This window comes from Mycolicibacterium sp. MU0050 (assembly GCF_963378085.1).
Lineage (GTDB): Bacteria > Actinomycetota > Actinomycetes > Mycobacteriales > Mycobacteriaceae > Mycobacterium > Mycobacterium wendilense.
This window is the reverse complement of sequence record NZ_OY726395.1, coordinates 1,791,582-1,815,226: the sequence shown is the minus strand read 5'-3', so window position 1 is coordinate 1,815,226 and position 23,645 is coordinate 1,791,582. Positions and strand designations below refer to the sequence as shown.

Annotated in this window: 22 protein-coding genes and 1 tRNA gene; 7 read left to right on the top strand and 16 right to left on the bottom strand. The window is 69.8% G+C overall.

Annotated elements, in window-relative coordinates; genetic code table 11:
- The first annotated feature begins 297 nt into the window (after positions 1-297).
- On the top strand, positions 298-1,725 hold the full coding sequence (locus R2K23_RS08625) for a stealth conserved region 3 domain-containing protein (RefSeq protein WP_316517149.1): 1,428 nt from the start codon (positions 298-300) through the stop codon (positions 1,723-1,725).
- A gap of 10 nt (positions 1,726-1,735) precedes the next feature.
- Here R2K23_RS08625 and R2K23_RS08620 read toward each other — a convergent pair whose 3' ends face one another.
- From R2K23_RS08620 to R2K23_RS08595, 6 genes are all read right to left on the bottom strand, one after another.
- Entirely contained in the window at positions 1,736-2,635 is a 900-nt protein-coding gene (locus tag R2K23_RS08620) for a phosphodiesterase (protein ID WP_316516035.1), read from the bottom strand.
- A gap of 45 nt (positions 2,636-2,680) precedes the next feature.
- Positions 2,681-4,054, bottom strand: coding sequence for a metallopeptidase TldD-related protein (locus R2K23_RS08615; protein WP_316516032.1), 1,374 nt, complete (start codon positions 4,052-4,054; stop codon positions 2,681-2,683).
- Positions 4,051-5,571, bottom strand: a complete 1,521-nt coding sequence (locus R2K23_RS08610; protein WP_316516030.1) for a TldD/PmbA family protein — start codon at positions 5,569-5,571, stop codon at positions 4,051-4,053. The genes R2K23_RS08615 and R2K23_RS08610 overlap by 4 nt, the downstream gene beginning before the upstream one ends.
- Positions 5,572-5,699: 128 nt before the next feature.
- Complete coding sequence (locus R2K23_RS08605; protein ID WP_316516029.1) at positions 5,700-6,152, bottom strand: GreA/GreB family elongation factor; 453 nt, start codon at positions 6,150-6,152, stop codon at positions 5,700-5,702.
- An 82-nt stretch (positions 6,153-6,234) separates the two neighbouring features.
- The gene (locus tag R2K23_RS08600; RefSeq protein ID WP_316516028.1) at positions 6,235-7,482 is read right to left on the bottom strand and encodes an NAD(P)/FAD-dependent oxidoreductase; all 1,248 of its coding nucleotides are present in this window, start codon (positions 7,480-7,482) and stop codon (positions 6,235-6,237) included.
- 108 nt (positions 7,483-7,590) lie between these two features.
- Positions 7,591-9,084: a PucR family transcriptional regulator gene (locus R2K23_RS08595; RefSeq protein ID WP_316516027.1), complete on the bottom strand. Its 1,494-nt coding sequence runs from the start codon at positions 9,082-9,084 to the stop codon at positions 7,591-7,593.
- Positions 9,085-9,115: 31 nt separating this feature from the next.
- Between R2K23_RS08595 and R2K23_RS08590 the strand changes: the two genes are divergently transcribed.
- The 3 genes from R2K23_RS08590 (at position 9,116) to R2K23_RS08580 (ending at position 12,197) form a co-directional block, all read left to right on the top strand.
- Complete coding sequence (locus R2K23_RS08590; protein ID WP_316516026.1) at positions 9,116-9,985, top strand: carbohydrate ABC transporter permease; 870 nt, start codon at positions 9,116-9,118, stop codon at positions 9,983-9,985.
- Positions 9,972-10,787, top strand: a complete 816-nt coding sequence (locus tag R2K23_RS08585) for a carbohydrate ABC transporter permease (RefSeq protein WP_316516024.1) — start codon at positions 9,972-9,974, stop codon at positions 10,785-10,787. The genes R2K23_RS08590 and R2K23_RS08585 overlap by 14 nt, the downstream gene beginning before the upstream one ends.
- 99 nt (positions 10,788-10,886) lie before the next feature.
- On the top strand, positions 10,887-12,197 hold the full coding sequence (locus R2K23_RS08580) for an ABC transporter substrate-binding protein (RefSeq protein WP_316516022.1): 1,311 nt from the start codon (positions 10,887-10,889) through the stop codon (positions 12,195-12,197).
- Here R2K23_RS08580 and R2K23_RS08575 read toward each other — a convergent pair.
- The 5 genes from R2K23_RS08575 to R2K23_RS08555 all read right to left on the bottom strand — a co-directional run bounded on the left by R2K23_RS08575 (position 12,194) and on the right by R2K23_RS08555 (position 18,314).
- Positions 12,194-13,657: a peptide MFS transporter gene (locus R2K23_RS08575; protein WP_316516021.1), complete on the bottom strand. Its 1,464-nt coding sequence runs from the start codon at positions 13,655-13,657 to the stop codon at positions 12,194-12,196. The two genes, R2K23_RS08580 and R2K23_RS08575, sit on opposite strands and share 4 nt — an antisense overlap.
- Before the next feature lie 108 nt (positions 13,658-13,765).
- Positions 13,766-14,023, bottom strand: coding sequence for a hypothetical protein (locus R2K23_RS08570; RefSeq protein WP_316516020.1), 258 nt, complete (start codon positions 14,021-14,023; stop codon positions 13,766-13,768).
- Positions 14,024-14,060: 37 nt separating this feature from the next.
- Positions 14,061-15,314, bottom strand: a complete 1,254-nt coding sequence (locus tag R2K23_RS08565) for a protein kinase family protein (protein WP_316516017.1) — start codon at positions 15,312-15,314, stop codon at positions 14,061-14,063.
- 82 nt (positions 15,315-15,396) lie between these two features.
- On the bottom strand, positions 15,397-16,236 hold the full coding sequence (locus tag R2K23_RS08560) for an energy-coupling factor transporter transmembrane protein EcfT (RefSeq protein WP_316516015.1): 840 nt from the start codon (positions 16,234-16,236) through the stop codon (positions 15,397-15,399).
- On the bottom strand, positions 16,233-18,314 hold the full coding sequence (locus tag R2K23_RS08555) for an ABC transporter ATP-binding protein (RefSeq protein WP_316516013.1): 2,082 nt from the start codon (positions 18,312-18,314) through the stop codon (positions 16,233-16,235). Before R2K23_RS08555 ends, R2K23_RS08560 begins: the two co-directional genes overlap by 4 nt.
- A gap of 78 nt (positions 18,315-18,392) precedes the next feature.
- Here R2K23_RS08555 and R2K23_RS08550 point away from each other — a divergent pair, with 78 nt between their 5' ends.
- Positions 18,393-18,842 (top strand): MarR family winged helix-turn-helix transcriptional regulator, encoded by a 450-nt coding sequence (locus R2K23_RS08550; RefSeq protein WP_316516012.1) that lies wholly within the window; start codon positions 18,393-18,395, stop codon positions 18,840-18,842.
- A 21-nt stretch (positions 18,843-18,863) separates the two neighbouring features.
- Here the strand turns inward: R2K23_RS08550 and R2K23_RS08545 are convergent, their stop codons facing one another.
- Positions 18,864-19,886 carry an esterase-like activity of phytase family protein gene (locus R2K23_RS08545; RefSeq protein ID WP_316516010.1) on the bottom strand — a complete coding sequence of 341 codons (1,023 nt, stop codon included), beginning with the start codon at positions 19,884-19,886 and terminating at the stop codon, positions 18,864-18,866.
- Positions 19,887-20,591 carry a VIT1/CCC1 transporter family protein gene (locus R2K23_RS08540; RefSeq protein WP_316517148.1) on the bottom strand — a complete coding sequence of 235 codons (705 nt, stop codon included), beginning with the start codon at positions 20,589-20,591 and terminating at the stop codon, positions 19,887-19,889.
- A gap of 101 nt (positions 20,592-20,692) precedes the next feature.
- Here R2K23_RS08540 and R2K23_RS08535 point away from each other — a divergent pair, with 101 nt between their 5' ends.
- Positions 20,693-22,624, top strand: a complete 1,932-nt coding sequence (locus R2K23_RS08535) for an acyl-CoA dehydrogenase family protein (RefSeq protein ID WP_316516008.1) — start codon at positions 20,693-20,695, stop codon at positions 22,622-22,624.
- Positions 22,625-22,633: 9 nt separating this feature from the next.
- Here the strand turns inward: R2K23_RS08535 and R2K23_RS08530 are convergent.
- Positions 22,634-22,705 (bottom strand) — tRNA-Asn (locus R2K23_RS08530).
- A 156-nt stretch (positions 22,706-22,861) separates the two neighbouring features.
- Between R2K23_RS08530 and R2K23_RS08525 the strand changes: the two genes are divergently transcribed.
- The gene (locus R2K23_RS08525) at positions 22,862-23,101 is read left to right on the top strand and encodes a hypothetical protein (protein ID WP_316516006.1); all 240 of its coding nucleotides are present in this window, start codon (positions 22,862-22,864) and stop codon (positions 23,099-23,101) included.
- An 8-nt stretch (positions 23,102-23,109) separates the two neighbouring features.
- On the opposite strand, the gene R2K23_RS08520 is transcribed toward R2K23_RS08525, so the two are convergent.
- Positions 23,110-23,349: a DUF7155 family protein gene (locus R2K23_RS08520; RefSeq protein WP_316516004.1), complete on the bottom strand. Its 240-nt coding sequence runs from the start codon at positions 23,347-23,349 to the stop codon at positions 23,110-23,112.
- A complete protein-coding gene (locus R2K23_RS08515; protein ID WP_316516002.1) occupies positions 23,346-23,612 on the bottom strand; it encodes a DUF7155 family protein in 267 nt (88 codons plus the stop codon). Before R2K23_RS08515 ends, R2K23_RS08520 begins: the two co-directional genes overlap by 4 nt.
- Positions 23,613-23,645: the final 33 nt, after the last annotated feature.

The following is a 23,645-nucleotide window of genomic DNA, read 5'->3' as shown; positions in this document are numbered from 1 at the left end:
AGGACGTCGGGATATTCCCGCAGGTCAGCGGGTACAATGGCGGCATTCCCTGACCCCTGACGACTGGAGAGTGCCCAAATCCTCGATTCAGACACCACCCCGATGAACTACACAGAGACCGCTCACCCCAGCACCACCCTGCTGCCCACGGGAACGCGCCCCGCGGAGACCGCGCCGCCCACGTCGATCCAGCACCAGCGACCGACCCCACTGTCCCGGCGAAGCAAGACGGCGAAGAGGCTCCGCCCGCGCGTCAGGCATCTCCTGCCGAACCCCGTGGCGACCCCCCACGAAGCGATGGTGGAGGACCTGCTGTTCGTCCGCGCCGTCCTCACCGAAGCACGCCTCGACTACCTCCTCGTCCGAGGCAACGACCGGCGACCGGTGATCGCCATCGACCGCGCGGATCGGCACGCCTTCGCGGCGGCCTTGACCCAGACCCGCCAGCCCGTCCTCTGCACGGCCCTCGACACCGCGGGGCCGCACGAACCGGTCCCCGGCGACACCGTGTTCGACGTGACCCCCGACACCCGCATTCTTCAGCTCGCTCGGCCGCGAACCCAGCCCAACAAGGGCCTGCGCCGCGAGCAGGAGATCGGAGTGCAGATCCAGCTGTGGTCGTACACCGACGACACCATCGAGGTGCCGGTCCCGAATGCGCTCACGCGCAGCGTCATTCCCGCGCGCGAGGCCGCGCGCACCACGGTGCACCGCTACGGCCACGCCTGGCCGACGCTGCGGCACATGTTCGACCCCCACGTCGGCGACGTCACCTTCGAGATCGACCTGGTCTTCTCCTGGGTCGACGGCGCCGACGAGCAGTGGCAACGGCAACGCGCCGCAGCGCTGTCGGGCCACGTGCTCGGCGCCGGGGACGCCTCCGCAGCCAGGTTCCGCCAGGTCGACGAACTGCGGTACGCGCTGCGGTCGGTGCACATGTACGCGCCGTGGGTCCGGCAGATCTACGTCGCCACCGATTGCGCCCGCCCGTCCTGGCTGGCCGACGACCCGCGGGTGCGGTTCGTGCGCAGCGAGGAATTCTTCGCCGATCCCGCCGTCCTGCCCACCTTCAACTCGCAGGCCGTCGAATCCCAGTTGCACCGCATCCCCGGCCTGTCCGAACACTTCATCTACGCCAACGACGACATGTTCTTCGGGCAGCCGGTGGGTCCGGAGATGTTCTTCTCCCCCGGCGGCATCACCAAGTTCATCGAAGACGACACCCGCATCGGCCTCGGGACGCCGGAGCCTCACCGCAGCGGCTTCGAGAACTCCGCGCGCGTCAACCGGCTTCTGCTCCAAGACCGCTACGGCGCACTGATCACCCGACACTTGGCGCACGCCCCGACCCCGCTGCGCAAGTCGGTGATGGCCGAGATCGAACGGGCATTCCCCGACGAGTTCGCGGCCACCGCCGCCAGCCCCTTCCGAGCCCGGGACAACATCTCGGTGACCAATTCCCTGTATCACTATTACGCGCTGCTCAACGGCAAAGCCGTGGTGCAACACAACGCGCGGGCCCGCTACGTCGACAGCACCACCAAAGCCGGTCTGCGGGAACTGAAGACGCTGTTGAAAGAACGCTCGGTCGACTTCTTCTGCCTCAACGACGACGCCGATGAAGAGATCTCACCGCGCAAGCGGGCCAAGGCCATGCGGAAGTTCCTGCGGTCCTACTTCCCGCTGCCGGCGCCGTGGGAGGTCCCCGACCCCGATGTCGGCTAGCCGCACCGCGTTACGTCCGTAGGAGTTGAGCGCCGGGAATCCGGATCCCGGCCTCCTCCAGCCGGCGCGCGGTCTCGTCGGCCGACACCGCCTCCCCCACCGTCGGGTAGGCACCGATGGGCACCACCGAATGCACGATCGTGTCCGGGTAGACGTGGACGAGGTTGCTCGCCTGGGCGCCGTCGCGTCCGCGCTGCGAGCCCTCGGGCGTAGTGAGGTCCTGGGTGTAGCAGGTGGCCGACACGACCGACACCGGGATGCCCGCGAAGGTGGCCGTCGTCGAAAAGTGCAGGTGCCCAGCCAGGATCGCCCGCACGTCGCTCCCCCGCAGCACCGACGCCAACCGGGCCTGTTCGCGCAGTTCGACCAGCACCGCCAGATCCTGGATGCACGGCACCGGGGGATGGTGCATCGCCAGGATGGTGCCGTGCGGAGCCGGCGTCGCCAACTGGGTGGCCAACCACTGCAGTTGCTGATCGTCGATCTCGCCGTGGTGGTGCCCCGGCACGGTGGTGTCCAGGGTGATCACCCGCAGCCCGCCGAGGTCGTAGACGTAGTCGACCGCACCGATCCCCGGCGCCGCCGGCAGGAACTCCGCACGGAAACTCGCCCGGTCATCATGGTTGCCCATGACCCAGATCACCTGCGCCCCAAGCGTAGTGGCCACCGGGGCGACCATCTCCTGTAACCGGGTGTACGCCTGGGGTTCACCGCGGTCGGCGAGATCCCCGGTGAAGATCAGCGCATCGACGCGAGTCTTCGAGGCCAGTAGGCCGTCCAGGATCTGTTGGAGCCGAGCCTCCGCGTCGAGTTGTCCGTACAACCGCCCCATCCCGACCATGTGCGTATCGCTCAGGTGCACCAGTCGATGAGTGGGACGGCCATGCTCGGCTTCACGCACCTCGCCCATACCGACCACCGTATAGGCCAACTAGCAGGACTGCACGCCGGCCCGCTACTGGGCCTGGCTCACCGACGACATGTGGAAGTCGGGGATCCGCAGCGAGGGCATCCGCGCCCGGGTGGCCCAGTCGCCCCACTCCCGCGGCAACGTCACCTCCGCGATGCCGGCCTGCGTGGCCCGCCGCAGCAGGTCCAGCGGGCTCTCGTTGAACCGGAAGTTGTTCACCGCCGCGGTCACCTCGCCGTCCTCGACCAGATAGACGCCGTCGCGGGTGAGCCCGGTCAACAACAGCGTCGTCGGGTCCACCTCGCGGATGTACCACAACGTGGTCAGCAGCAGACCGCGCTCGGTGGCGGCCACCATGTCGGCCAATTCGGCTGTGCCGCCGGTCATCAGCAGATTCGAGCAGGGCACCGCCACCGGGACGTCGAACTCGGCGGCCGCGGCCCGCGGGTAGGCCAGCGCGTTGATCACGCCGTCGCGGATCCAGTCCACCCGTTCGAGGTCCATGCCGTTGTCGAAGACCGACATGGTCTCCGAGGAACCGCCCACCGACACGAACGGGGTGCACTCCAGGCCGGGCGCAAACGGGTCGGAGTACAGCGTCAGCCCCAGATCGGTGAGCTTCTCCCCCACCCGGGTGCCGCCGCCGGGCGCCGACAGGGCGGTGTGGCCCTCCTGGGCGCCGCGACCCTCCATCGTCCACCCCAGATAGATCATCATGTCGGCGACCGTCGACGGCGGCATCAGCGTCTCGTACCGACCGGCCGGCAGTTCGACCGTCCGCTGGGCCCAGCCGAGCCGCATCGACAGTTCCTCGAGCATCGCGTCGACCGGGACCTCGACGAACCACGGCGTGCTGGTTCCCGCCCACGCGCTGGCCTCGCCGCGTTTGGCGTTGATCTCCACTGACCCCGTCGGCTGGACGAACCGCCGCCGCACACCGGTAGAGGTTGCCAGATAAGTGGTTTCGACGACGTGATGGGCGAAGCCGTACAGCTTGTCCGAACCCTCGAAGGCCCGGCTGAGCGCGCCGGCGACCCCACCGAAGGCGTCGGCGCCTGTCGCCGCGGGCGCCTGATCCCAGTCGTCGGGAGCGCCGGTGCCGGTCAGCAGCGGCATGGCGTCGCGGGCATCCGGCGCCGAACGCGCCGCGTTCTGGGACGCGGCCACCAGCGCGGGAATCGCGGCGGGCTCAACGTCGGTGCTGCTCAGTGAACCGACCTTGGCGGCCTCACCCGAGCGGACCACCGAGATCACGATGGTGCTGCGTTGCACCGATTCACCGTTGGTGGTCATCGAGTTGCCCGCCCAGCGCAGTGACGCGTCGGCGGTGTCGCGCACCATCACGATGGTCTCGTCGACCCCACCGAGCCGGGCAGCCTCGGCCAACACCATGTCCACGACCTGCTGTGCCGGGATCACGAGTGGCCTCCTTCGGCGCGGGTGTTGAGCACGTTGACTTTTCGGAACAACGCCGACGGGCAGCCGTGGCTGACCGCGGCCACCTGCCCGGGCTGGGCCTTGCCGCAGTTGAACGCCCCGCCCAGCTGCCACGTCGACGGACCGCCGACGGCCTCCATCGAATTCCAGAACTCGGTGGTGGTCGCCTGATAGGCGACATCGCGTAGCTGACCGTCGAGTTGCCCGTCGCGGATCCGGTAGAACCGCTGCCCGGTGAACTGGAAGTTGTACCGCTGCATGTCGATCGACCACGACTTGTCGCCGACGATGTAGATGCCGTCCTGCACGCGTGAGATCAGTTCGGCGGTGGTGATGTCCTGATCGGCGGGCTGCAGGCTGACGTTGGCCATCCGCTGGATCGGCACGTGGTGCGGCGAATCGGCATACGAGCAGCCGTTGGAGCGCTGCTCACCCATCCGCGGAGCGAACACCCGGTCGAGTTGGTAGCCGACGAAGATGCCGTCGCGGATCAGGTCCCAACTCTGGGCCTGCACCCCCTCGTCGTCGTATCCGACTGTGGCCAAACCGTGTTGGACGGTCCGGTCGGCGGTCACGTTCATCACCGGCGACCCGTACTGCAGGATGCCCCGCTTCTCCGGGGTCGCGAACGACGTGCCGGCGTAGGCGGCCTCGTAACCGATGGCGCGGTCGTATTCGGTGGCGTGCCCGATGGATTCGTGAATGGTCAGCCACAGGTTGGTCGGATCGATCACCAGATCCGTCGGGCCGGCCGTGACGCTGGGGGCCTTGGTCTTCTCGGCCAGCAGCTCCGGCAGCTGCGCCAATTCACCGCTCCAGTCCCACACCTCGTCGTCGCGCACCGCCTCCCAACCGCGCCCCATCGGCGGCGCCAGGGTGCGCATGGATTCGAAGGTGCCCGAGGCGGCGTCGACGGCCACCGCGTTGAGCAGCGGCTGCAGCCGCACCCGCTGCTGGGTGATCGACGACCCGAAGGAGTCGGCGTAGAAGGTCTGCTCCTTGGCGCAGTTCAGCCCCGCGGACACGTGGTCCACGCCGTCGGCGGCCAGCAGGCGCCCGGAATACTCGCCGAGCAGCTCGATCTTCTCCGCGGTCGGCACCGTGAACGGGTCGACCCGGTAGCTCGACACCCAGTGCGCGTCGCGGTACACCGGCTCGTCGGCCAGTTCGATGCGCTCGGTGTTCAACGGGCCCAGCGTCCTCGCGACGTACACCGCCCGCCGGGCGGTGTCCGCTGCCACCTGCACAGAGAGCTCGGCGTTGGAGGCAAAGCCCCAAGTGCCGTCGACGATCACGCGCACGGCCAAGCCGATCTCGCGGGACTCCACGGCGGTCTCGAGTTCACCGTCACGCATGTGCACCACGTCGTTGGCGATGCGGTGGATGCGCAGATCGGCGTAGCTGGCGCCGGCGGCCACGGCGGCCTCCAACGCCGCCGCCGCCAACTCGTGGCGCGGCAGGGCAAGGAAATCAGCGTCGACTTCACGGCGGGCCGTCACGATTGGCACTGTAGCGGGCGCGACGACGACTGGCATCGCCGAAGGTAGGGCGTGTTACGGCCGACGCGATCTGCCCGCCCGGCGAGAGCACCGGGCGGGCAGAGGGCGCGTTGTGCGCGAGCGCCGAGCTAGCTGCTGTGCAGGCCGTAGGGCACGGCGCTGAGCAGCGTGACCTCCTGCGAGCTGCCGTTGGGCAGCTCGTAGCTGCGGACGTCGCCCACGCGGGCACCGTTGATCGCCGCACCCAGCGGGGAGCTGGGTGAGTAGACCTCGATGCCGCCGTAGTCGGCACCGCGGGTGCCCAGCAGGAACTCCTCGGTGTCGTCGCTGCCCTCGTAGCGGATGGTCAGCACCATGCCGGGCTCGGCGACGCCGTCGTTCGGCGGCTCCTCGCCGACGGTGGCGTTCCCGAGGATCTCGTGGATCTCTTGGATGCGGGCCTGATTGGCGCGACGGACCGCCTCGGCGTTCTGGTCGGACGAGTCGTCGTTGTCGTCGGTCCACCGCTGCAGGGTTTCGAGCTCTTCCCGCAACTTCTCGTGCGCGGCGGGGGTCAGCCAGATGCGTTGTGCGGTCGTCATGGTTGTGAACTCCTTTGGATGGAAAGGCTGTCGTCAGGGGCGGGTGGCATTCCGCACCGCCCCTGACGACGTGGGTGGAGGCTTACCGGTACGGCTCGAAGGGCCGCAGCGCGTCGGGTTGTTTGCCGGTGCTGACCTGCTCGGCGAGCAGCCGGCCTGTGACAGGGCCATGCGCAAGGCCCCACATTCCGTGTCCCCCGGCGACGAAGACACCGTCGTCGAGTTGGCCGATCAGCGGAAGCCCGTCGGCGGTGACGGGGCGCGGACCGACCCAGACGTCGCGCATCTGATCCCAGCGCACGCCGTCGAGCATGCGACCGGCCGATGCGGCCACGGCGCGCACCCGCGCCGAGTCCAGGGGGTCGTCGGGTCCGCGAAACTCCATGGTGCCGGCCACCCGCAGGCCGTCCTGATACGGCGTGCACGCGACCCGCGCGGTGGGCAGGTAGATCGGACCGGGAATGGGACGGTCGACCGGCACGGTGAACGAATATCCGCGCCCCGCACGGACATCGGTGCGCAACCAACGATGCGTCAGGTCGTTCAGCCAGGCCCCGGTCGCCAGCACCACCGCGTCGGCGACCAACATCTCGCCGCCGAAGGCGTGCACCGCGATCTGGCCCCGATAATGCGTGATGTCGGTGACGCGCAGCTCGCGGATCTGGGCGCCGCGCTCGGTGACCGCGCGGCCCAAGGCGGTCACGAACTGCCCCGGGTCGACGTAGCGCTGATGCTCGACGGCCAGCCCGACGGTGGCAGACGCCGCCGCCAGCGGAACCCGCTCGCGCAGTTGCGGTCCCGACAACTCGGTGACCTCGATGTGCTGGCCGGCGGCGCGCATGTCCTGCAACTCGCGGCGCAGTTCGCCGGCCTGGGCGTCGTTCTCGAACAGCGCGGTGATCGCCGCGTCGAGGCGCGGCGCGTCAACGCCATTGTCGATCAGGACGTCGTAGGCCTCCAGGGCCTCCTCGTTGAGCGGCAGGTTGGCGTTGATCACGTGCTCGGTACGGGACCGCCGGCAGTTGAGCGCGAACTTGGTCAGGAACCGCCACAGGCCGAAGTTGGCGCGCAGCGGGATGTGCAGCGGCGCCGACGGGCTCAACAGCGACTTCAGGCCGTAGCGCAGCACCGAGGGCTGGTTCAGGGGAATCGTGAGCGCGGGCGAGATCCAGCCGGCGTTACCCCAGGAGGCACCGGCGGCCACACCCTCGCGGTCGACGACGGTGACCTCGATGCCCCGCTCCTGCAGAAACCAGGCGGTGGAGAGCCCGACGATGCCGGCGCCCACGACGACGACAGAGCGTGGCCCGCCGTCGATGCGCTCGGTCATCGCGTTCACCTCCCCTAGTCGTTACCTCCATGATGAGTCAGCGATGACCACAGCTCATGTGGTTCATCCACAACGAGGACCCCGCGAATTGTGGGGATAGCACAACGCCTAGAGTGCCGCCAATTCGATCATCAACGCCATCCGTTTGCGCGGGTCACTGAGATCCACCCGGGCCACCCGGATCAGCTTGCGCAGCCGGTTGCGGACGGTGTTCTCGTGCACACCGAGGATCTCGGCCGCGCCCGCGGCGTCGCCCTGAGCCTCCAGCCAGGCCCGCAGGGTCGCCACGAACGGGGTGCCGTGCTCGTCGTCGTAACGAATCAGCTCGGCGACCGGGCCGCGGGTGGGCCCGCGCCCCGAACCCGCGGCCGCGCGCAGCCGCTGCAGCAGGATGTCGTCCCAGCGCTCGTCGTACCTGGGCGGATCCCCGCCGGTCGCCTCGTGCAGCGCCAGACACTCGTCGGCCTCCCGGCGCGCGGCCACCAGCTCCTCGGAGGTGGCCGGGCCGCTGATCCCCGCCCACAACGTCGACGATTCCGGCAGCGCGTCCCCCAGCGCGGCCACCCAGTTGCGCGCCGACTCGTCGGAGTCGACCGGCAAGACGGTGTAGACGACGTTCTCCACGACCGCGCTGCGGCCCGGCCGCGACCACCCGAAACCGGCGGTGGCCTGCTCGAACGCCATCAACAACACGGTGTGCGGCTCGGCCTCGGCGCGCGGTCGCACCGCGATCACCTGCAGCGACGACGGCGGCAGGCCCAGCCGGCTGGCCAGGCTCGCCGCATCCGGGGTGCCCTCCAACAACCGGATGACCGCCTCGGACTCGACCTGCCGCTCCAGATCCGCACTGGCCCGGGAGCGCAGCAGGTGCAGCGCCACCGTGCGCGCGCCGTCGGCCAGCGCGCGGCGGGCGCCCCCGCGCAGCGTCTTCGGGCTGCTCACCCACACCGACCCCAACAGCTCACGGCCCACCCGCACCGCGACCACCATGCGGCCGCGCATCCCGGTCGCGTCGTCGGGGGGCACGAAGAACGGTTCGTCGCCGGCCATCAGCCGCGTATACACGCCGCGCTCGACGAACAGCCTGCGCAGCGCGTCGGGAGCGCGGCGCCGCAGGATGGTCTGGGTGCGGATCGGGTCGGCGTCGGCCTGCCCGCGCGAATAGGCCAGCAGGTTGGCGTGCCGGTCCTCGATGGTCAGCGGCGCGCCGACGGCGTCGGCCAGGGTGTCGGCCAGCGCGAACAGGTCGGTGGGTCCGCGCCCCGACTCGGTTTCGCGGCCCTCCAGCACCAGGCCGTAGACCACCGCCGCCAACTCGCTCCACGGCACCGACGGGTCGACCTGCAGCACGGCCACGTCGTCGGCGTCGGCGGTGCCGTCGGCGCGTACCAGCACCGCCGTGGCGCCGGCGGCGCGGGCCATCCGGGTGCCCTCGGCCACCGACCCGGCACCCAGGGCCAGCAGCACGTCGCCGGCCACCCGCGGCTCGGACGGTTCGGGCAGCACCACGCTGCGCAACTCGGTCGACCGCGGCACCGCACCCAGGCGGGAGACCACGCCGTACCCGCCGAGCACGTTGACGAGCCGGTCGAGGGTGATCACCTTCGCAGCCTATCCAGCGTTTAATGTCCCCATGTCCAGGCGCGCGCGATCCACGGCTGTGGGCTATGCGTTGTTGGCGCCCAGCCTGTTCGGCGTCCTGGCCTTCCTGCTGCTGCCGATGCTGGTGGTGGTGTGGCTGAGCCTGCACCGCTGGGACCTGCTGGGGCCCATCAGCTATGTGGGACTGGACAATTGGCGCTCGGTGCTGGCGGACCCGGTGTTCGGCAACTCGCTGCTGGTCACCGTGGCGTTCATCGCGCTGGTGGTGCCGACGCAAATGGCGCTCGGCCTGGTGGCCGCGACCCTGCTGGCGCGGGAATTGCCGGGCAGCGGGGCGTTTCGGACCATCTATGTCCTGCCCTGGGTGTGTGCGCCGCTGGCGATCGCCGTGCTGTGGCGCTGGATCCTGGCGCCCACCGACGGTGCCGTCGCCACGGTGCTCGGCCGACAGATCGACTGGCTGACCGACCCGGGCCTGGCGCTGCCGGTGGTCTCGGCCGTGACGGTGTGGTCCGGGGTGGGTTACACGACGTTGTTCTTCGTAGCGGGGATGCTGGCGATTCCGCCGCAGGTCCTGGCCGCCGCGGAGATCGACGGGGCGTCGTCGTGGCAGCGGTTCTGGCGCATCACGCTGCCGATGATGCGGCCCACGCTGTTCTTCGTTGCGGTGACCGGGGTGATCAGCGCCGCGCAGGTCTTCGACACCGTCTACGCGCTCACCGCCGGCGGCCCGCAGCACCGCACCGATCTGGTGGCGCACCGGATCTACGCCGAGGCGTTCGGCGCGGCCGCGATCGGGCGGGCCGCGGTGATGGCGCTGGTGCTGTTCGTCATCCTGGTCGGCATCACGGTGGCGCAGCACCTGTACTTCCGGAAACGGATCAGCTATGACCTCACCTAGGTTGTGGCTGGTCTACCTGGGACTGGCGGTGGGCGCGGTGATCACGCTGGCGCCGTTCGCGCTGGGACTGCTGACGTCGTTGACCTCGGCCGAGCAGTTCGCCGCCGGGTCGCCGCTGTCCTGGCCCGACCCGCCGACGCTGGAGAACTACACCGGGCTGGCGGGTTTCGGCTTCGGCCGCGCGCTGGTGGTGACGGCGCTGATGACCGCGGTCATCCTGGTGGGACAGCTGACGTTCTCGGTGTTGGCGGCCTACGCCTTCGCGCGGCTGGAGTTTCCCGGCCGCGACGCGCTGTTCTGGGTGTACATCGCGACGCTGATGGTGCCGGCGACCGTGACGGTGGTGCCGCTGTATCTGATGATGGCCCAGCTCGGGTTGCGGAACACGTTCTGGGCGTTGGTGTTGCCGTTCGTGTTCGGCTCGCCCTACGCGATCTTCCTGCTGCGCGAGCACTTTCGCGGGATTCCCCGGGACCTGGAACGCGCGGCCCGCATCGACGGCGCCAACACCCTGGACGTGCTGGTGCATGTGGTGCTGCCGTCGTCGCGGCCGATCCTGGTGACGTTGGCGTTGATCACGGTGGTCTCGCAATGGAATTCGTTCATGTGGCCGCTGGTGATCACCAGCGGGTCGCAATGGCGGGTGCTCACGGTGGCCACCGCGGGGCTGCAGTCGCAGTACAACGCGCAGTGGACGCTCGTGATGGCCGCCACGACCCTGGCGATGGCGCCGCTGATCGTCCTCTTCCTCGCCTCCCAGCGGCACATCGCCCGCTCCATCGTCCTCACGGGGCTCAAATGAGTGCCCCCCGAGGTGCGCCCAAACTCACCTTTGGGCCGGTTTGTGCGAGAGGAATCGGGCATTTCGTCGGTTTCGGCGAGTGGGCCGCGGAGCCGCAGCATGGTTAGGCTGCGGTTTTCGACGCTGTTCGCGTTGGGCGTACTCGGGGTGATCGTGAGCCTGCTGGCGGCGGCGGTGTGGCTGGGCCGGGAGGTGGCGCCGGCGGGGCGCACGCTGCTGACCCTGCGGCTGTGGGATGAGCAGGTGGCGGGCGCCTACCGGCAGTCCCTGGACGCGTTCACCGCGGCCAATCCCGACATCGAGGTGCGGATCAACGTCGTCGCCTATGCCGGCTACTTCGACTCGCTGCGCACCGACGTGGCCGGCGGCAGCGCCGACGACATCTTCTGGATCAGCAACGCCTACTTCGCCGGCTACGCCGACAGCGGGCGCCTGCTCCCCATCACGCCCGCACCCGACTGGGAGCCGTCGGTGGTCGAGCAGTTCACCCGCGACCAAACCCTTTGGGGCGTACCACAACTGACCGACGCCGGTATCGCGCTGTACTACAACACCGAGTTGCTGCGGCGCGCCGGCGTGGACCCGGCCGACCTCGACGACCTGAGCTGGGGCACCGCCGACGACACGCTGCGCCCGCTGGCGATGCGGCTGACCCTCGACGCACAGGGTCGGCACGCCGGCACCCCGGGATTCGACCCGGGCCGCATCCGCCAGTGGGGCTACAACGCTGCCAACGACCTGCAGGGCATCTACCTGAACTTCATCGGCTCGGCGGGCGGCGAGTTCTCCTCGGGCGACCGCTTCGTGTTCGACAACCCGCAGGCCGCAACGGCGTTCGAGTACCTGACCAGGTTGATCAACACCGACCGCGCGGCGCCGCCGGCCTCGGCCACCAACGACAACGGCGACTTCTCCCGCAATCAGTTCCTGGCCGGCCGGATGGCGCTGTTCCAGTCGGGCACCTACAACCTGGCCAACGTCGCCCAGGCCGACTTCGACTGGGGCGTCGCGCTGCTGCCGCGCGGCCCGGCCGGACGGGTCAGCGTCACCAACGGGATTGCCGCCGCGGGCAATTCGGCCACCCGGCACCCCGAGACGACGCGCCGGGTGCTGGCCTGGCTGGGCAGCACGGAGGGCAACGCCCACCTCGGCGCCGGCGGCGCCGCCATCCCGGCCGTGCTGGGCGCGCAGCCGGTCTACCACGACTACTGGGCGCGGCGTGGGGTCGACGTCAGCCCGTTCTTCGACGTGCTCGACGGCCCCCGCCTGAGCGCGCCGGGCGGCACGGGGTTCCCCGCCGGTTTCGCCGCGCTCAAGCCGTATTTCGACGAGATGTTCCTGGGCCGCCTGCCGGTCCAGGATGCGCTGCAGCAGGCGCAGGCGGCCGCGAACACCGCCGCCTCGCGCTAATGCACGCCCTCCATGTGCCGGCTGATCCACGGGGCCACGGCGAGAACCAGCACGCCGACCACCACCGCCACGGCACCGAGGATGCCGAAGTACGCGAACTCGCGGGCCGCGTCGTAGTATCCGGCCAGCACCCCGGACATCGCCGTGCCGAGCCCCACCGAGAAGAAGTACAGCGCCATCATCTGCGCACGGAACGCCTCCGGCGCCAGCTTGGTGGTCACCGACAACCCGATGGGCGACAGCAGCAACTCCGAGATCGCGAAGACCGCCATGATCGCCGCGACGATCAGCACCGGCACCGAGCGGCCCGCCGTACCCGCCAGCGGCACGAAACACAGAAACGCCAAACCCATTCCGATGACGCCGTAGGCGAACTTGCGCGGCGTGGTGGGCGCCCGGTTGCCCAACCGCGTCCACATGATCGCGAACAGCGGTGAGAGCAGGATGATCCACACCGGTTCGAACGAGCCGATCCAGTTCGACGGCGCCGTCCAACCGAACACCGACCAGTTCATCCGCTCGTCGGAGTAGACCGCCAGCACCGTGAAGATCTGCTGGAACAGCGACCAGAACACGGCGTTGGCGACGAACAGCGGGATGAAAGCGCGCACCCGGGTGCGTTCCACGGTTGTCACCCGCGAATTGGTCAGCATGATCACGAAGTACGCGATCGAGGCCAGCGCGATCACCAGGGTGGTCACCTGCGACAGGTTCGCCAGCGTCACCCAGCCCAGCGCGATGACCGCGACGATGACGACGATCGCCGCGGCGATCACCGCCAAGCTCTTGCCGACGGCGCTGCGCGGCAACGGGTTCGGCACGTCGCGACCGTGCGAGCCGAGGTTGCGCCGGAAGAACACGTATTGCGCCAGCCCCAGCGCCATCCCGACCGCGGCCGCGCCGAAGCCCCAGTGGAAACCGACCCGGGTCTGCAGCAGGCCGGTGATCAGCGGCCCCGCGAACGCGCCCATGTTGATGCCGAGGTAGAACAGCGTGAAACCGCCGTCGGCGCGCGGGTCGCCCTTGGCGTACAGCGTGCCCAGCAGCGAGGACGCGTTGGCCTTCAAGGCTCCCGAACCCAGCGCCACCAGCACCAGCCCGACGCCCACCCCGGTCATGCCGGGCAACACCGCCAGCGCGATGTGCCCGGCCATCACCACGATGCCGCCGTAGAAGACGGTGCGCTCCATCCCCAGGACTCGGTCGGCGATCCAGCCACCCAGGACGGTCGACAGGTACACCAGGCCGCCGTACGCGCCGACGATGCCCGTCGCGGTGCTCTGCGCCAGGCCGAGACCGCCGTCGGTGACCGAGTAGTACAGGTAGTAGCCGAGGATGGTGAGCATCCCGTAGAACGAGAACCGTTCCCACAGTTCGACACCGAACAGGTTGGTCAAACCGATGGGATGCCCGAATACCGTGCGGTCCTGGGGGCCGGTGGAGGTGTCGGCAGTAGACATGCCCACCACCCTTGCACTGCGGATGCCGAAACGGCGGCATATCCGCCGGGCCGACGCAGAAAGGACGCGTACCCGGGCGGGTACGCGTCCTCGTCGAACCGGTGCGGGTCAGTCGTCCCAGTAGGTGTCGCTCCAGTCGTCGTGGCTCTGGTAGCTGACGTCGTCCCAGTAGGTGTCGGTCCAGTCGTCGTTCATCGCGGCGAACTCGACCTGCGGCGCACCGGCGTGCAGCGGCGCCTCGATGCTCGCGGTGCCGGCGGTGGGCGCCGGCGCGTCGGCCGCCGCGGCGGCACCGGCACCGGCGATGCCGAGACCGGTCAGGGCCACACCGACCGTGACGACTTTCCAGTGGGCTGGGCGTTGCATGGTGCTCTCCTAGTTCGGCGGGTTTCGTTCTTACAGTTCAATCGTCGGTGGCGAAGATGAGGGCCGCGGGAGCCGCAGATGAGTGAGTTCTCATGCTCGTCAACCACCGTCGGGACAGCTCGAGACGTTGGCGGGTGCGCTGCACCCAGTCCTCGCGCTGGGTGCGGAACGGGCCGGTCGCCAGGCCGAACACCACCGCCGCCGTCCGCACGGCCAGGTCCTCGGCGTCGGTCTGCGACCGGACGTGGGCCAGCACCTCGGCGCCGTAGGCCGCCGCCCGCGGGTTGCCGAGGCCGAACACCGACAGGTGCCCCAGCAGGTTGGCCCATTCGTCGACCCGCTCACCGGGACCCGCGGAATCGACGTCGATGATCCCGCTGACCCGCCCGTCGTCGACCAGCACCTGAGCCTCGTAGAAGTCACCGTGCACGGGCACGACGGTGCCGCGCGCATCGGTTGCCGCCGAACGCAATTGGTCGGCTACCGACGCTCGCAGCTGCGCCAGCTCCCCCGGGCCGCGGGTACCGGTGAGTTCCAGGACCCGCGCGGAATCCTCGATGCGCTGCAGGTGCCCGCGCCGGGCCGGCAGGTCCAGCAGCCGCGTCGGCAACGCGTCCAGGACCTCGCTCAGCGCCCGCGGCGACGGCAGCGCCGCGTCGGCGTCGATCGCCTGCCGCAGGACGGTGCCCGGCGCCTCGGGCAACACGATCAAGCCGCGCTCGTCGGCGGCCGCGACCGGCGGCACCGGCAGCGTCGCGCCGAGCAGTCGGTGTCGGAGCTGCAGGTCCGCCACCGTCTCGGGGCGCACCAGCTTCACGAACCAGCGTCGGGCCGCCGGCACGGTTGCCGAGGCGACCTCCACCACGGCGCGCTGACCGGGCCGATAGGCGCGCACGGTCACCCGCGGGTCCGGCGGCGGCACCAACCCGGCGGCCTCGAACACCTCGGCGAGCCGGGCCGGATCGTTGATCACCGCCATCCCCGGCAGCGCCGGGTCCTGGGACCAGCGCCACACGCCGACCTCGACGGATGCGCCGGCGAACTCACCGGCCAGCACCGCCGCACCGGCCGGGATGCGGTCGCCGGTGGCGGCGACGAACACCTCGCGGCGCACGCCGCCGTCGGCGCGACGGACATCCGCGAGGTAGCGGACCCGGACGCCGCCGGTCGGCGCGACGTGCGCGTCGGCGACCCGCAGGGCCGTCAGGTCCGCGTCGTAGGCGCCGGCGGCGGCCGCGAGAATGGCGGCGGCGTCCGGCCCCAGCAGCAGTTCCAGGGCGGGGACGGACATGTCTTCCACCCTGACCGGCCTGGCGGTGTTGGAGATGAAACCCGGATGAGAGAGCTCTCATCCGCGGGCGACGGCGGCCCCGTCAGGCGCGGCCCGGGCTGGTCCCCATCACGAACAGTTCCGACGCCATCGCCGCCGCACAGAAGGTGAACACGATCGCGAGGGCCACCGCGTCGCGGCGGCGGAACCGGCCCTTGCTCGCGGAGAACTGACCCGTGCCGCCGCGGGCGGTGATCGCGTCGCCCATCTCGTCGCCGCGGCGCAGGGCCACCGTGATGGCCGCCGCCAGCATGTCGACGAGTTCGAAACCGAGCCGGCGCAGCCGCATTCGCCGCGGGAAGTATGGCCGCGGCCGTAACCTGCGCGCCGCATACAGCACCCGGAACTCGTCGAGCAGCATCGGGAACGAGCGCAACGCGAGCGCGGTGGCCACCGCCCAGTCGTCGACCGGGAGGCGCAACTTCTTGAACGGGCGGCCCAGGGTGGCGATCGCAGGCGCGATGTCGGAGACATTCGTCGTCCAGGACACCAACATGCACAGACCCAGCAGGACCACCGCCAGCAGGGTGATGCGGGTGAAGTTCAGCAGGCCGCCCAGGCCCAGCTCCACCGAGCCGATCGTCACTTCGGGGCTGCCGGCCCCCAGGGCCGCGGTCAGCGCCCCGAACGCGAGCAGCAGCCACAACCACCACGGGATGGTGGGCAGAACACCGCGGGAGATGCGCGCCAGCCGGATCGCCACCAGCACCAGCACGCCCACCCCGACGATGGGCACCCAGCCCGGGAAGAACGTGAGCAGCACCGAGAGCGTGAAGACCACGAGCAGCTTGGTGCCGGCCCACAATTCGTGAATCGGCGACGTGCCGGGCACCGGGCGCAGGAGCACGACCGGGCGTCGCTGGCGTTTGGTCGATGCCGTCATGACAGTTCCTTCGCCGATTGCGCCGCGGGTTCCAGCGCGCCGTCCTTGAGGTGCAGAGTGCGGGGGCACAGCCCTTCGAGGCCGACGAAGTCGTGCGAGATCACCACCACCGTCAGGCCGGTCTCGCGGCGCAGATCCTCCAGCAACACCAACAGGTTTCGTTGATTGGCGGCGTCCACGCCGGCCAGCGGCTCATCGAGGATCAGCACCCGCGGTGAGCGGGCGAGCAGGCCCGCGAGGACCACCCGGCGCATCTGACCGCCGGAGAGTTGGTCGATGCGCCGGCGCGCCAACGCCGCGTCGAGACCGACCCGCGCCAGCGCGGCGACCACCCGGTCGTGGTCACCGGGTTCGAACCCCGCGGCCGAGGCGACCTCGAGGTCCACCCGGGGCCGCAGCAGCTGCAGACGCGCGGCCTGAAAGGCGACCGCCACCTCGCCGGACTGCTCGGCGGCCGGTTTGCCGTCCACCCGCACCGCGCCGCAGGTGGGGGTGATCAGGCCGGCCATGATCCACGCCAGGGTGGACTTGCCGGAACCGTTGCCGCCGTGGATGAGGACGCCGTCGCCCTCGTGCACGGTGAAGCTGATATCGCGCAGCGCCGTCTTGGCCCACGGCGTACCCGCCCCATATTCGTGGCTGACGTGGTCGAACTCGATCACCGGGGTGGTGGCGGCGGCCTCGAGCGGTGGGGTGGTGCCGGGCGCGGCGGTGCCGACCATGTCGGTGTTGTCCAGGGAATCGGACAGGCTCACGACACGGTTGGCAGATTCGGCCTCCCCGGCGTAGTGGGTGATCTGCAGCACGCTCATCGGGTGCCGCTGGGTCAGGCCCGACAGCAATTCGAGCAGGGCGTCGCGGCCGGCCTGATCGACCATCGAGGTCACCTCGTCGGCGATCAGCAGCGACGGGTTCCGCGCCAGCGCGCCGGCCACGGCCAGGCGTTGCAGTTCGCCGCCGGACAGGCCGCCGGTGTCGCGCTCCCCCATGCCGCCCAGGCCGACCTCCTCGAGCAGGGCTTCGACGTCGACCTCGCGGCCGGGCGGCAGCCCCCACACCACGTCGTCGGCGACGCGGGTCCCGAGCACCTGGCTTTCGGGGTGCTGCAGCACCACCGAGGTGCCGTTGGCCTCGCCGAGTGCGACCGCACCCGGCCGCGCCACGGTGCCGGAGCTGGGTTCGCGGCCGGCGAGCAGCAACATCAGGGTGGTCTTGCCCGAACCGTTGGCGCCGGTGACCGCGATGTGCTCGCCGACGTCGATGTCGAGGCTGATCGGGGCCAGCGCGTCGTGCTCGGCGCCCGGGTAACGGAACCGGACGTCGCGCAGCTGCACCGGCAGCGGGCCGGGGGGCCCGGGGTCAGGGGTCTCCAGCTTGTGGACGTCGGGGATGCCGCGAAGCTGTTCGAGCACCCGGGACAGCACCCACCAGCCGATCAGCGAGGTCACCATGATGGACCCCACCGCGTAGCCACACACCAGCAGCGGCCAGTACCGCAGGCCCCACTCCACCACGTCGCGGATCGGGTCCGCCGTCGCGGCCAGCCCGTCGCCCAACCAGGTGAACGGCGGAATCCCCAACCAGTCCGTGAACCGGGCCGCGGACTCGTTGAAGCGGGCCAGGCCGGTGGCGTTGGCGGTGATGGTGTCGAAGATCAGCACCCGCAGCCGGGACAGCCCGAGCAGCGCCACCACCACGAACAGGCCGAACGCCAGGCCCGCGATCATGCTGGTGCCCAGCACGGTCAGCACCCCGCGTCCCTTGCGTTTGACGATGCCGGTGAGGCCGCCGATGTAGGCGCAGATCATGACCGTCATGAAGCCGCCGAGGCCGGCGACCAGGAAGGCGATCGCGCCGCCCGCGAACGCCGCGGCGATCAGGGCGCGCAGCCGGTAGCGGTAGGCGAGCAACCCCATGGGCACCATCCCGAGCAGGGCGACGCTCTGCGCGAACGGGACGATGACGGCGATCACCGCGCAGGCCGCACACAACGCAGCCATCACCGCGGACTGGGCCATCTCGGCGGGCTGCAACGACCGCGCCCGCGCAGGACGGGATGCGGGCCGGGTTGCGGTCATTTCACGATTCTGCCAGGGCCACGGCGCTGCGCCCGGAATCGGGTTGATTTACATAGCAACCCTATTTAACGTGGGGGCATGTCGCCGGCAACCAGCGAGCTCGGGGTGGAACTACTGGCCGTCGTGGCCCGGTTCAACCGCCTGGCCACCCAGCGCAGTCGACCCCCGCTCCCGTGGGCGCAGGCCCGCCTGCTGTCCATGATCGAGGAATCGGGTCAGGCCCGCATCTCGGACCTCGCCCACCGCGACAACTGCTCGCAACCGACGATGACCACCCAGGTCCGTCGGCTCGAACAAGCCGGACTGGCCACCCGCACGCAGGACCCCTCCGATGCCCGCGCGGTGCTCATCCGCATCACCGACAAGGGTGTTCGCACCCTGCAGCAGGTTCGCGTCGACCGCGCCGCGGTGGTCGACCCGCTGCTCGCGGCGCTCGACGAGGCCGACCGCGAGGTGCTCGAGGCGGCCGTCGGGGTGTTCCGCCGCCTGCTCGAGGCCGCCGCTGACGATGCCGGCGCCGAGAAATAGCCGTTTCCGCAGGACGGGGCGTCACCCGGCGTCTTCTCGACGCAGACCGGAGTACAGCAGGAACTGCGTCACCTGCGCGGGGTTGAAGTTGTCGTCGCTGACCAGCACCACCGAGTCCGCCGGCCCCAGGGTGATGCCCTCGATGTTGTCCAGCGGCACCGGGCCACCGGCCGCGCTCAGGTCCGCCACCAGGGTCTTGGCCATCGGCACGAGATCGTCCGGCAGCACGTCCATGGCCAACGTGTCCGTCGCGGCACCGATTTCGGCACGGAACAGCCGGATCGTCGGGCCCGGCCCGCCGGCACGTTCGATCACCAGGAACGCAGTGTCCGACAACGCCACCATGCCCGCCAGTCCGTTGGAGCGCCCGGCCGGGGCGGGCTCCAGGCGATAGGCATACTGCCCCAGCGGCTTTCGGGACTCGACGTCGAACTCGGTGATACGGGTCAGCGCGGGCGGGTCCTCATACAGCGGTTCCTCCAGCCCGGCGAACAGCGCTGCGCCGTCGGGGGTCAGGGCCAGCCCCTCCAGCCCGTTGTTGGCGCGGATTCCCCGGCTCGCGTCGGGCGACACCACGAAGTTCGCCGGCAGCTCGAACTCGCCGACCGCGCTGCCGTCGAGTCCGGCGATCCGCAGCCAGGGTTGCGTGACGGGCGTGCCGTCGCCGTCGGGCCGGCCGCCCTCGGTGGACCAGTACAGCCGGCCGCGCGCCGGATCGACGGCCAAACCCTCGGCGTCGGCGTCGCCGGCCCCGGCCAGCGGGTGCATGCCGGTGAAGCGGAGCTCATCGATCGTGTTGTCGCGCAAAGGCATCTCGACGGTGTAGAACCGCACCGGCCCGTGCTGCGCCTTGTCGTCGCTGAGGACGTAGTAGCGGTCTTCACCCGGGTGATAGCTGATCGCCGAGAGGCCACCGATCGTGGTGCCCTCGAACATTTCGCCGTGCGCGACCGTCACCTGGTCGTGGTAGCGCAACTCCTCGAGGCTCGCCGCCGGTGCGCAGGCCACCGCGGCCGCGGCGACGACCAGCAGCGCCCGCAACACTCAAACGACCTGACCGACGAGCAGCCCGACCACGTAGGTGGCGCCGATGGCGATCGCGCCGAACAGCAGCTGGCGCGCGCCGCCGAACCACAGCGGCTGCTTGGTGAAGTGCGCCGCCGCCGCACCGGCGATGATCAACCCGGCGCCGCCGCACAGCAGGCCCGCCGTCAACGACTCGTAGCCCAGCAGGTACGGGATCAGCGGGATGATCGCGCCGATGCAGAACATCAGGAACGACGAGGCCGCCGCCACCTTGGGCGACGGTTTTTCCGTCGGGTCGACGCCGAGCTCGGTGACCAGGTGGACCCGCAGCGCCTGCTGCTTGTCGCGGTGCAGTTCCTCGGCGGCGCGCTGCGCGGTTTCCGCCGACAGACCCATCTGCTGGAAGGCGACGGTCATCTCCCGCTCCTCGGCCTCCGGGTACAGCTTGAACGCCCGCTTCTCGACGCGCACCTCCGCGTCGATCTGCTCGTTGGCGGTGGTCACCGACGTGTATTCACCCAGCGCCATCGAGAATGCGCCGGCCAGCAGACCCGCGACCCCGGCGAGCACCACGGCACTGGCGCCGGCTCCGGCGGCCACCCCCGCGATCAGCGCGGTGTTGCTGACCAGTCCGTCCATGGCCCCGAACGTCGCGGCCCGCAACCAGCCGCCGGTCACGTCCGGGTGGGTGTGATCGAAGTCGTGAGGTAACCGCCTGGGCATGCCCACGATTCAACGCCAGCGTTGTGACCGCAGCCAACTAAGGTCTACCTGCGTTGGCCGAGACACGTTTGCTGTCGTCGCCCAAAGGCTACGGTCGAATCATGACGACAACCGCGGAGCATCTGCAGAACACCCTCGACGGCCGGTGGCGCGACGTGAAGAACCGGATGCGCGCGGAACTGTCCACCGACGTCTTCCGGCCGCACTACACGCCCAACACGGTGATCGCGCGGACCAAGGTCGCCGAGCAGCTCAAGATCATGGCGGCCGCCGGTGCCGCCGAGGACGGCTTCAAGAAGGAGCACGGCGGCAACGGCGACGTGGGCGCCGCCGTCACCCAGATCGAGATGCTGGCCATGAGTGACCTGTCGTTGATGGTCAAGGCCGGCGTGCAGTGGGGGTTGTTCGGCGGCGCCATCGAGAACCTGGGCACCGAGCGACACCACGAGGCCTACGTCAAGAAGACCATCAACCTGGAACTGCTCGGCTGCTTTGCGATGACCGAGACCGGCCACGGCTCCGATGTGCAGTCCCTGGAGACCACCGCCACCTACGATCCGGCCACCGAAGAGTTCGTCATCCATTCCCCCACCCCCACCGCGCGCAAGGACTACATCGGCGGTGCCGCCGAGACCGCGCGCGTCGCAGCGGTTTTCGCGCAGCTGATCACTCCGGACGGCGAGGGCCACGGGGTGCACTGCTTCATCGTGCCGATCCGGGACGACGACGGCAACGACCTGCCGGGCATCACCACCTCGGACTGCCACTACAAGGGTGGGCTGCCCGGCGTGGACAACGGCCGGATCGTGTTCGACCAGGTCCGGGTGCCGCGGGAGAACCTGCTGAACAAGTACGCCGACGTCTCCCCCGACGGCACCTACAGCTCGCCCATCGAGAGCACCGGCCGCCGATTCTTCACGATGCTGGGGACACTGATCCGCGGACGCGTCACCGTGGGCGGCAGCGCGGCGGCGGCCGCCCGGGTGGCGCTGGACATCGCCACCCGGTATGGCCTGCAGCGCAAGCAGTTCGACGACCCGGACACCGGCGAAGAGGTCGTCATCATGGACTACCTGGTGCACCAGCGTCGGCTGCTGCCGTTGATCGCGGAGTCCTACGCGCTGCAGTTCGCGCAGAACGAGCTGGTGGCCAGGTGCCACGAACTGCAGATCGCCGACGACCCCGACCCGGAGGAGCAACGCGAGCTGGAATCGCGGGCCGCGGGGCTGAAGGCCGCCAACACCTGGCACGCCACCCGCGCCATCCAGGAGGCGCGCGAGGCGTGCGGCGGCGCCGGCTACATGGCCGAGAACCGGTTGATCGCCCTGAAGGCCGACACGGACGTGTTCACCACCTTCGAGGGCGACAACCACGTGCTCACCCAGCTGGTGGCCAAGCAGCTACTGACCGCCTACGCCGACGACATCAAGGGCATGAGCCCGGTGGAGTGGGTCCGCTTCGCCGCCAACTACGCCGGGGAGCGCGTCCTCAAGCGCACCGCGGCCGAAACCATCATCCAGACCATCCTCGACACCCGGCAGGACAACGAGGAGGAGGGCAGCCTGTTCAACCGCGGCACCCAGATCCAGATGTTCGAAGACCGCGAGGAATACATGCTGGCCTCGGTGGCGCGTCGGCTGCAGGGCAAGTCCAGGGAGATGTCGGCGTTCGACGCATTCAACGCCGTGCAGGACCACGTGCTGCACGCGGCGCAGGCCCACATCGACCGCGTGATCATGGAGGCGTTCGTCGCCGGTATCGACTCCTGTGAGGACGACGAGGCCCGCGAGATCCTGGGTATGGTCTGCGACCTCTACGCGCTGACCGTCATCGACAACGACAAGGCCTGGTGGATCGAGCACCGGTTCCTGTCCACCGAGCGCGCCAAGGCCGTCACCCGCGGCATCAACGACCGCTGTCGTCGGCTGCGGCCCTACGCCGAACTACTGGTCGACGGGTTCGGGATTCCGGAACAGTGCCGGTACGCGGAGATGCTGCACCCGGAGAAGCTCGCCGAGACGGACGGAGCTTGAGAAGAGAAGCTCCCCCGGATGGATTCGAACCATCAACCGCCCGATTAACAGTCGGGTGCTCTGCCGTTGAGCTACAGGGGATTGACCGAAGCAAGACTCTAGCGCACAGGTTACCGAGCGCAAGAATCGTGCTGGTGACGCGGGTCGCCGAGGCCCGGTCGCGGAGACCGATCGGCGGCCGCGGCGATCATGAGGCAGGATGGTGAGGTCCGTCCATCGTGTTCTTGGAGGCCCGCGTTGTTAGGTGTTCTGACCGTCCTCGGAGTCGGCTATGTGCTGGGCGCCAAGGCCGGCCGGAAACGCTACGAGCAGATCGTCGGGACCTACCGGGCCGTCACGGCCCATCCGGCCACCAAGTCCGTCATCGATGCGGGACGGCGCAAGATCGCCGAGCGGGTCTCCCCCGACCCGTCGTTGGTGAAGCTGACCGAGATCGACAGTCAGACCACGGTGATCGAACCGGATCCGCGCGGGTAAAGGGTTCTCTAACCCAGCGGGATGTCGATGGAGCGGCCCGGCAGCAGCGGTCCGGTCTCGACGCCCCAGCCGTTGAAGCCGACCTGCGGCAGGCCGCCGTTCGACTCGCTGATGCACTGACCGGTGTCGCGGGCGCCCAGCCACGACACACAGTGGCCCGGCTGGGCGTGCGCCGCCGGGACGCCGACGGCCGCGCCGGCGGCCAGCAGCCCCAGCGCCGCGCCGACCACGAGGCGTCGCAGGTTCATCGGCCGGTCCTGGGTCCGACGCTGTTGCCGTCGGGGACGGGGCCGTTGACGGTGATCGGGACGCCGTTGAGCGAGGAATCGACCGCGCTGCCCATCGACCACGAGATGCACTTGCCGTCGTTCATGCTGCCCAGCCAGGCCAGGCAGGCCGGAGCGGCGTCGGTGACCTGGGCGGACGGGGCGCTCAGCGCAGCGAACACGGGCGCGGCGACGGCGGCGCCCGCGATCGCGAATCCGGCAACGAGTTGCCTGGTGCGTGCCATCTCACAATCCTTCGCTCGTCCGACAGCAGGGCA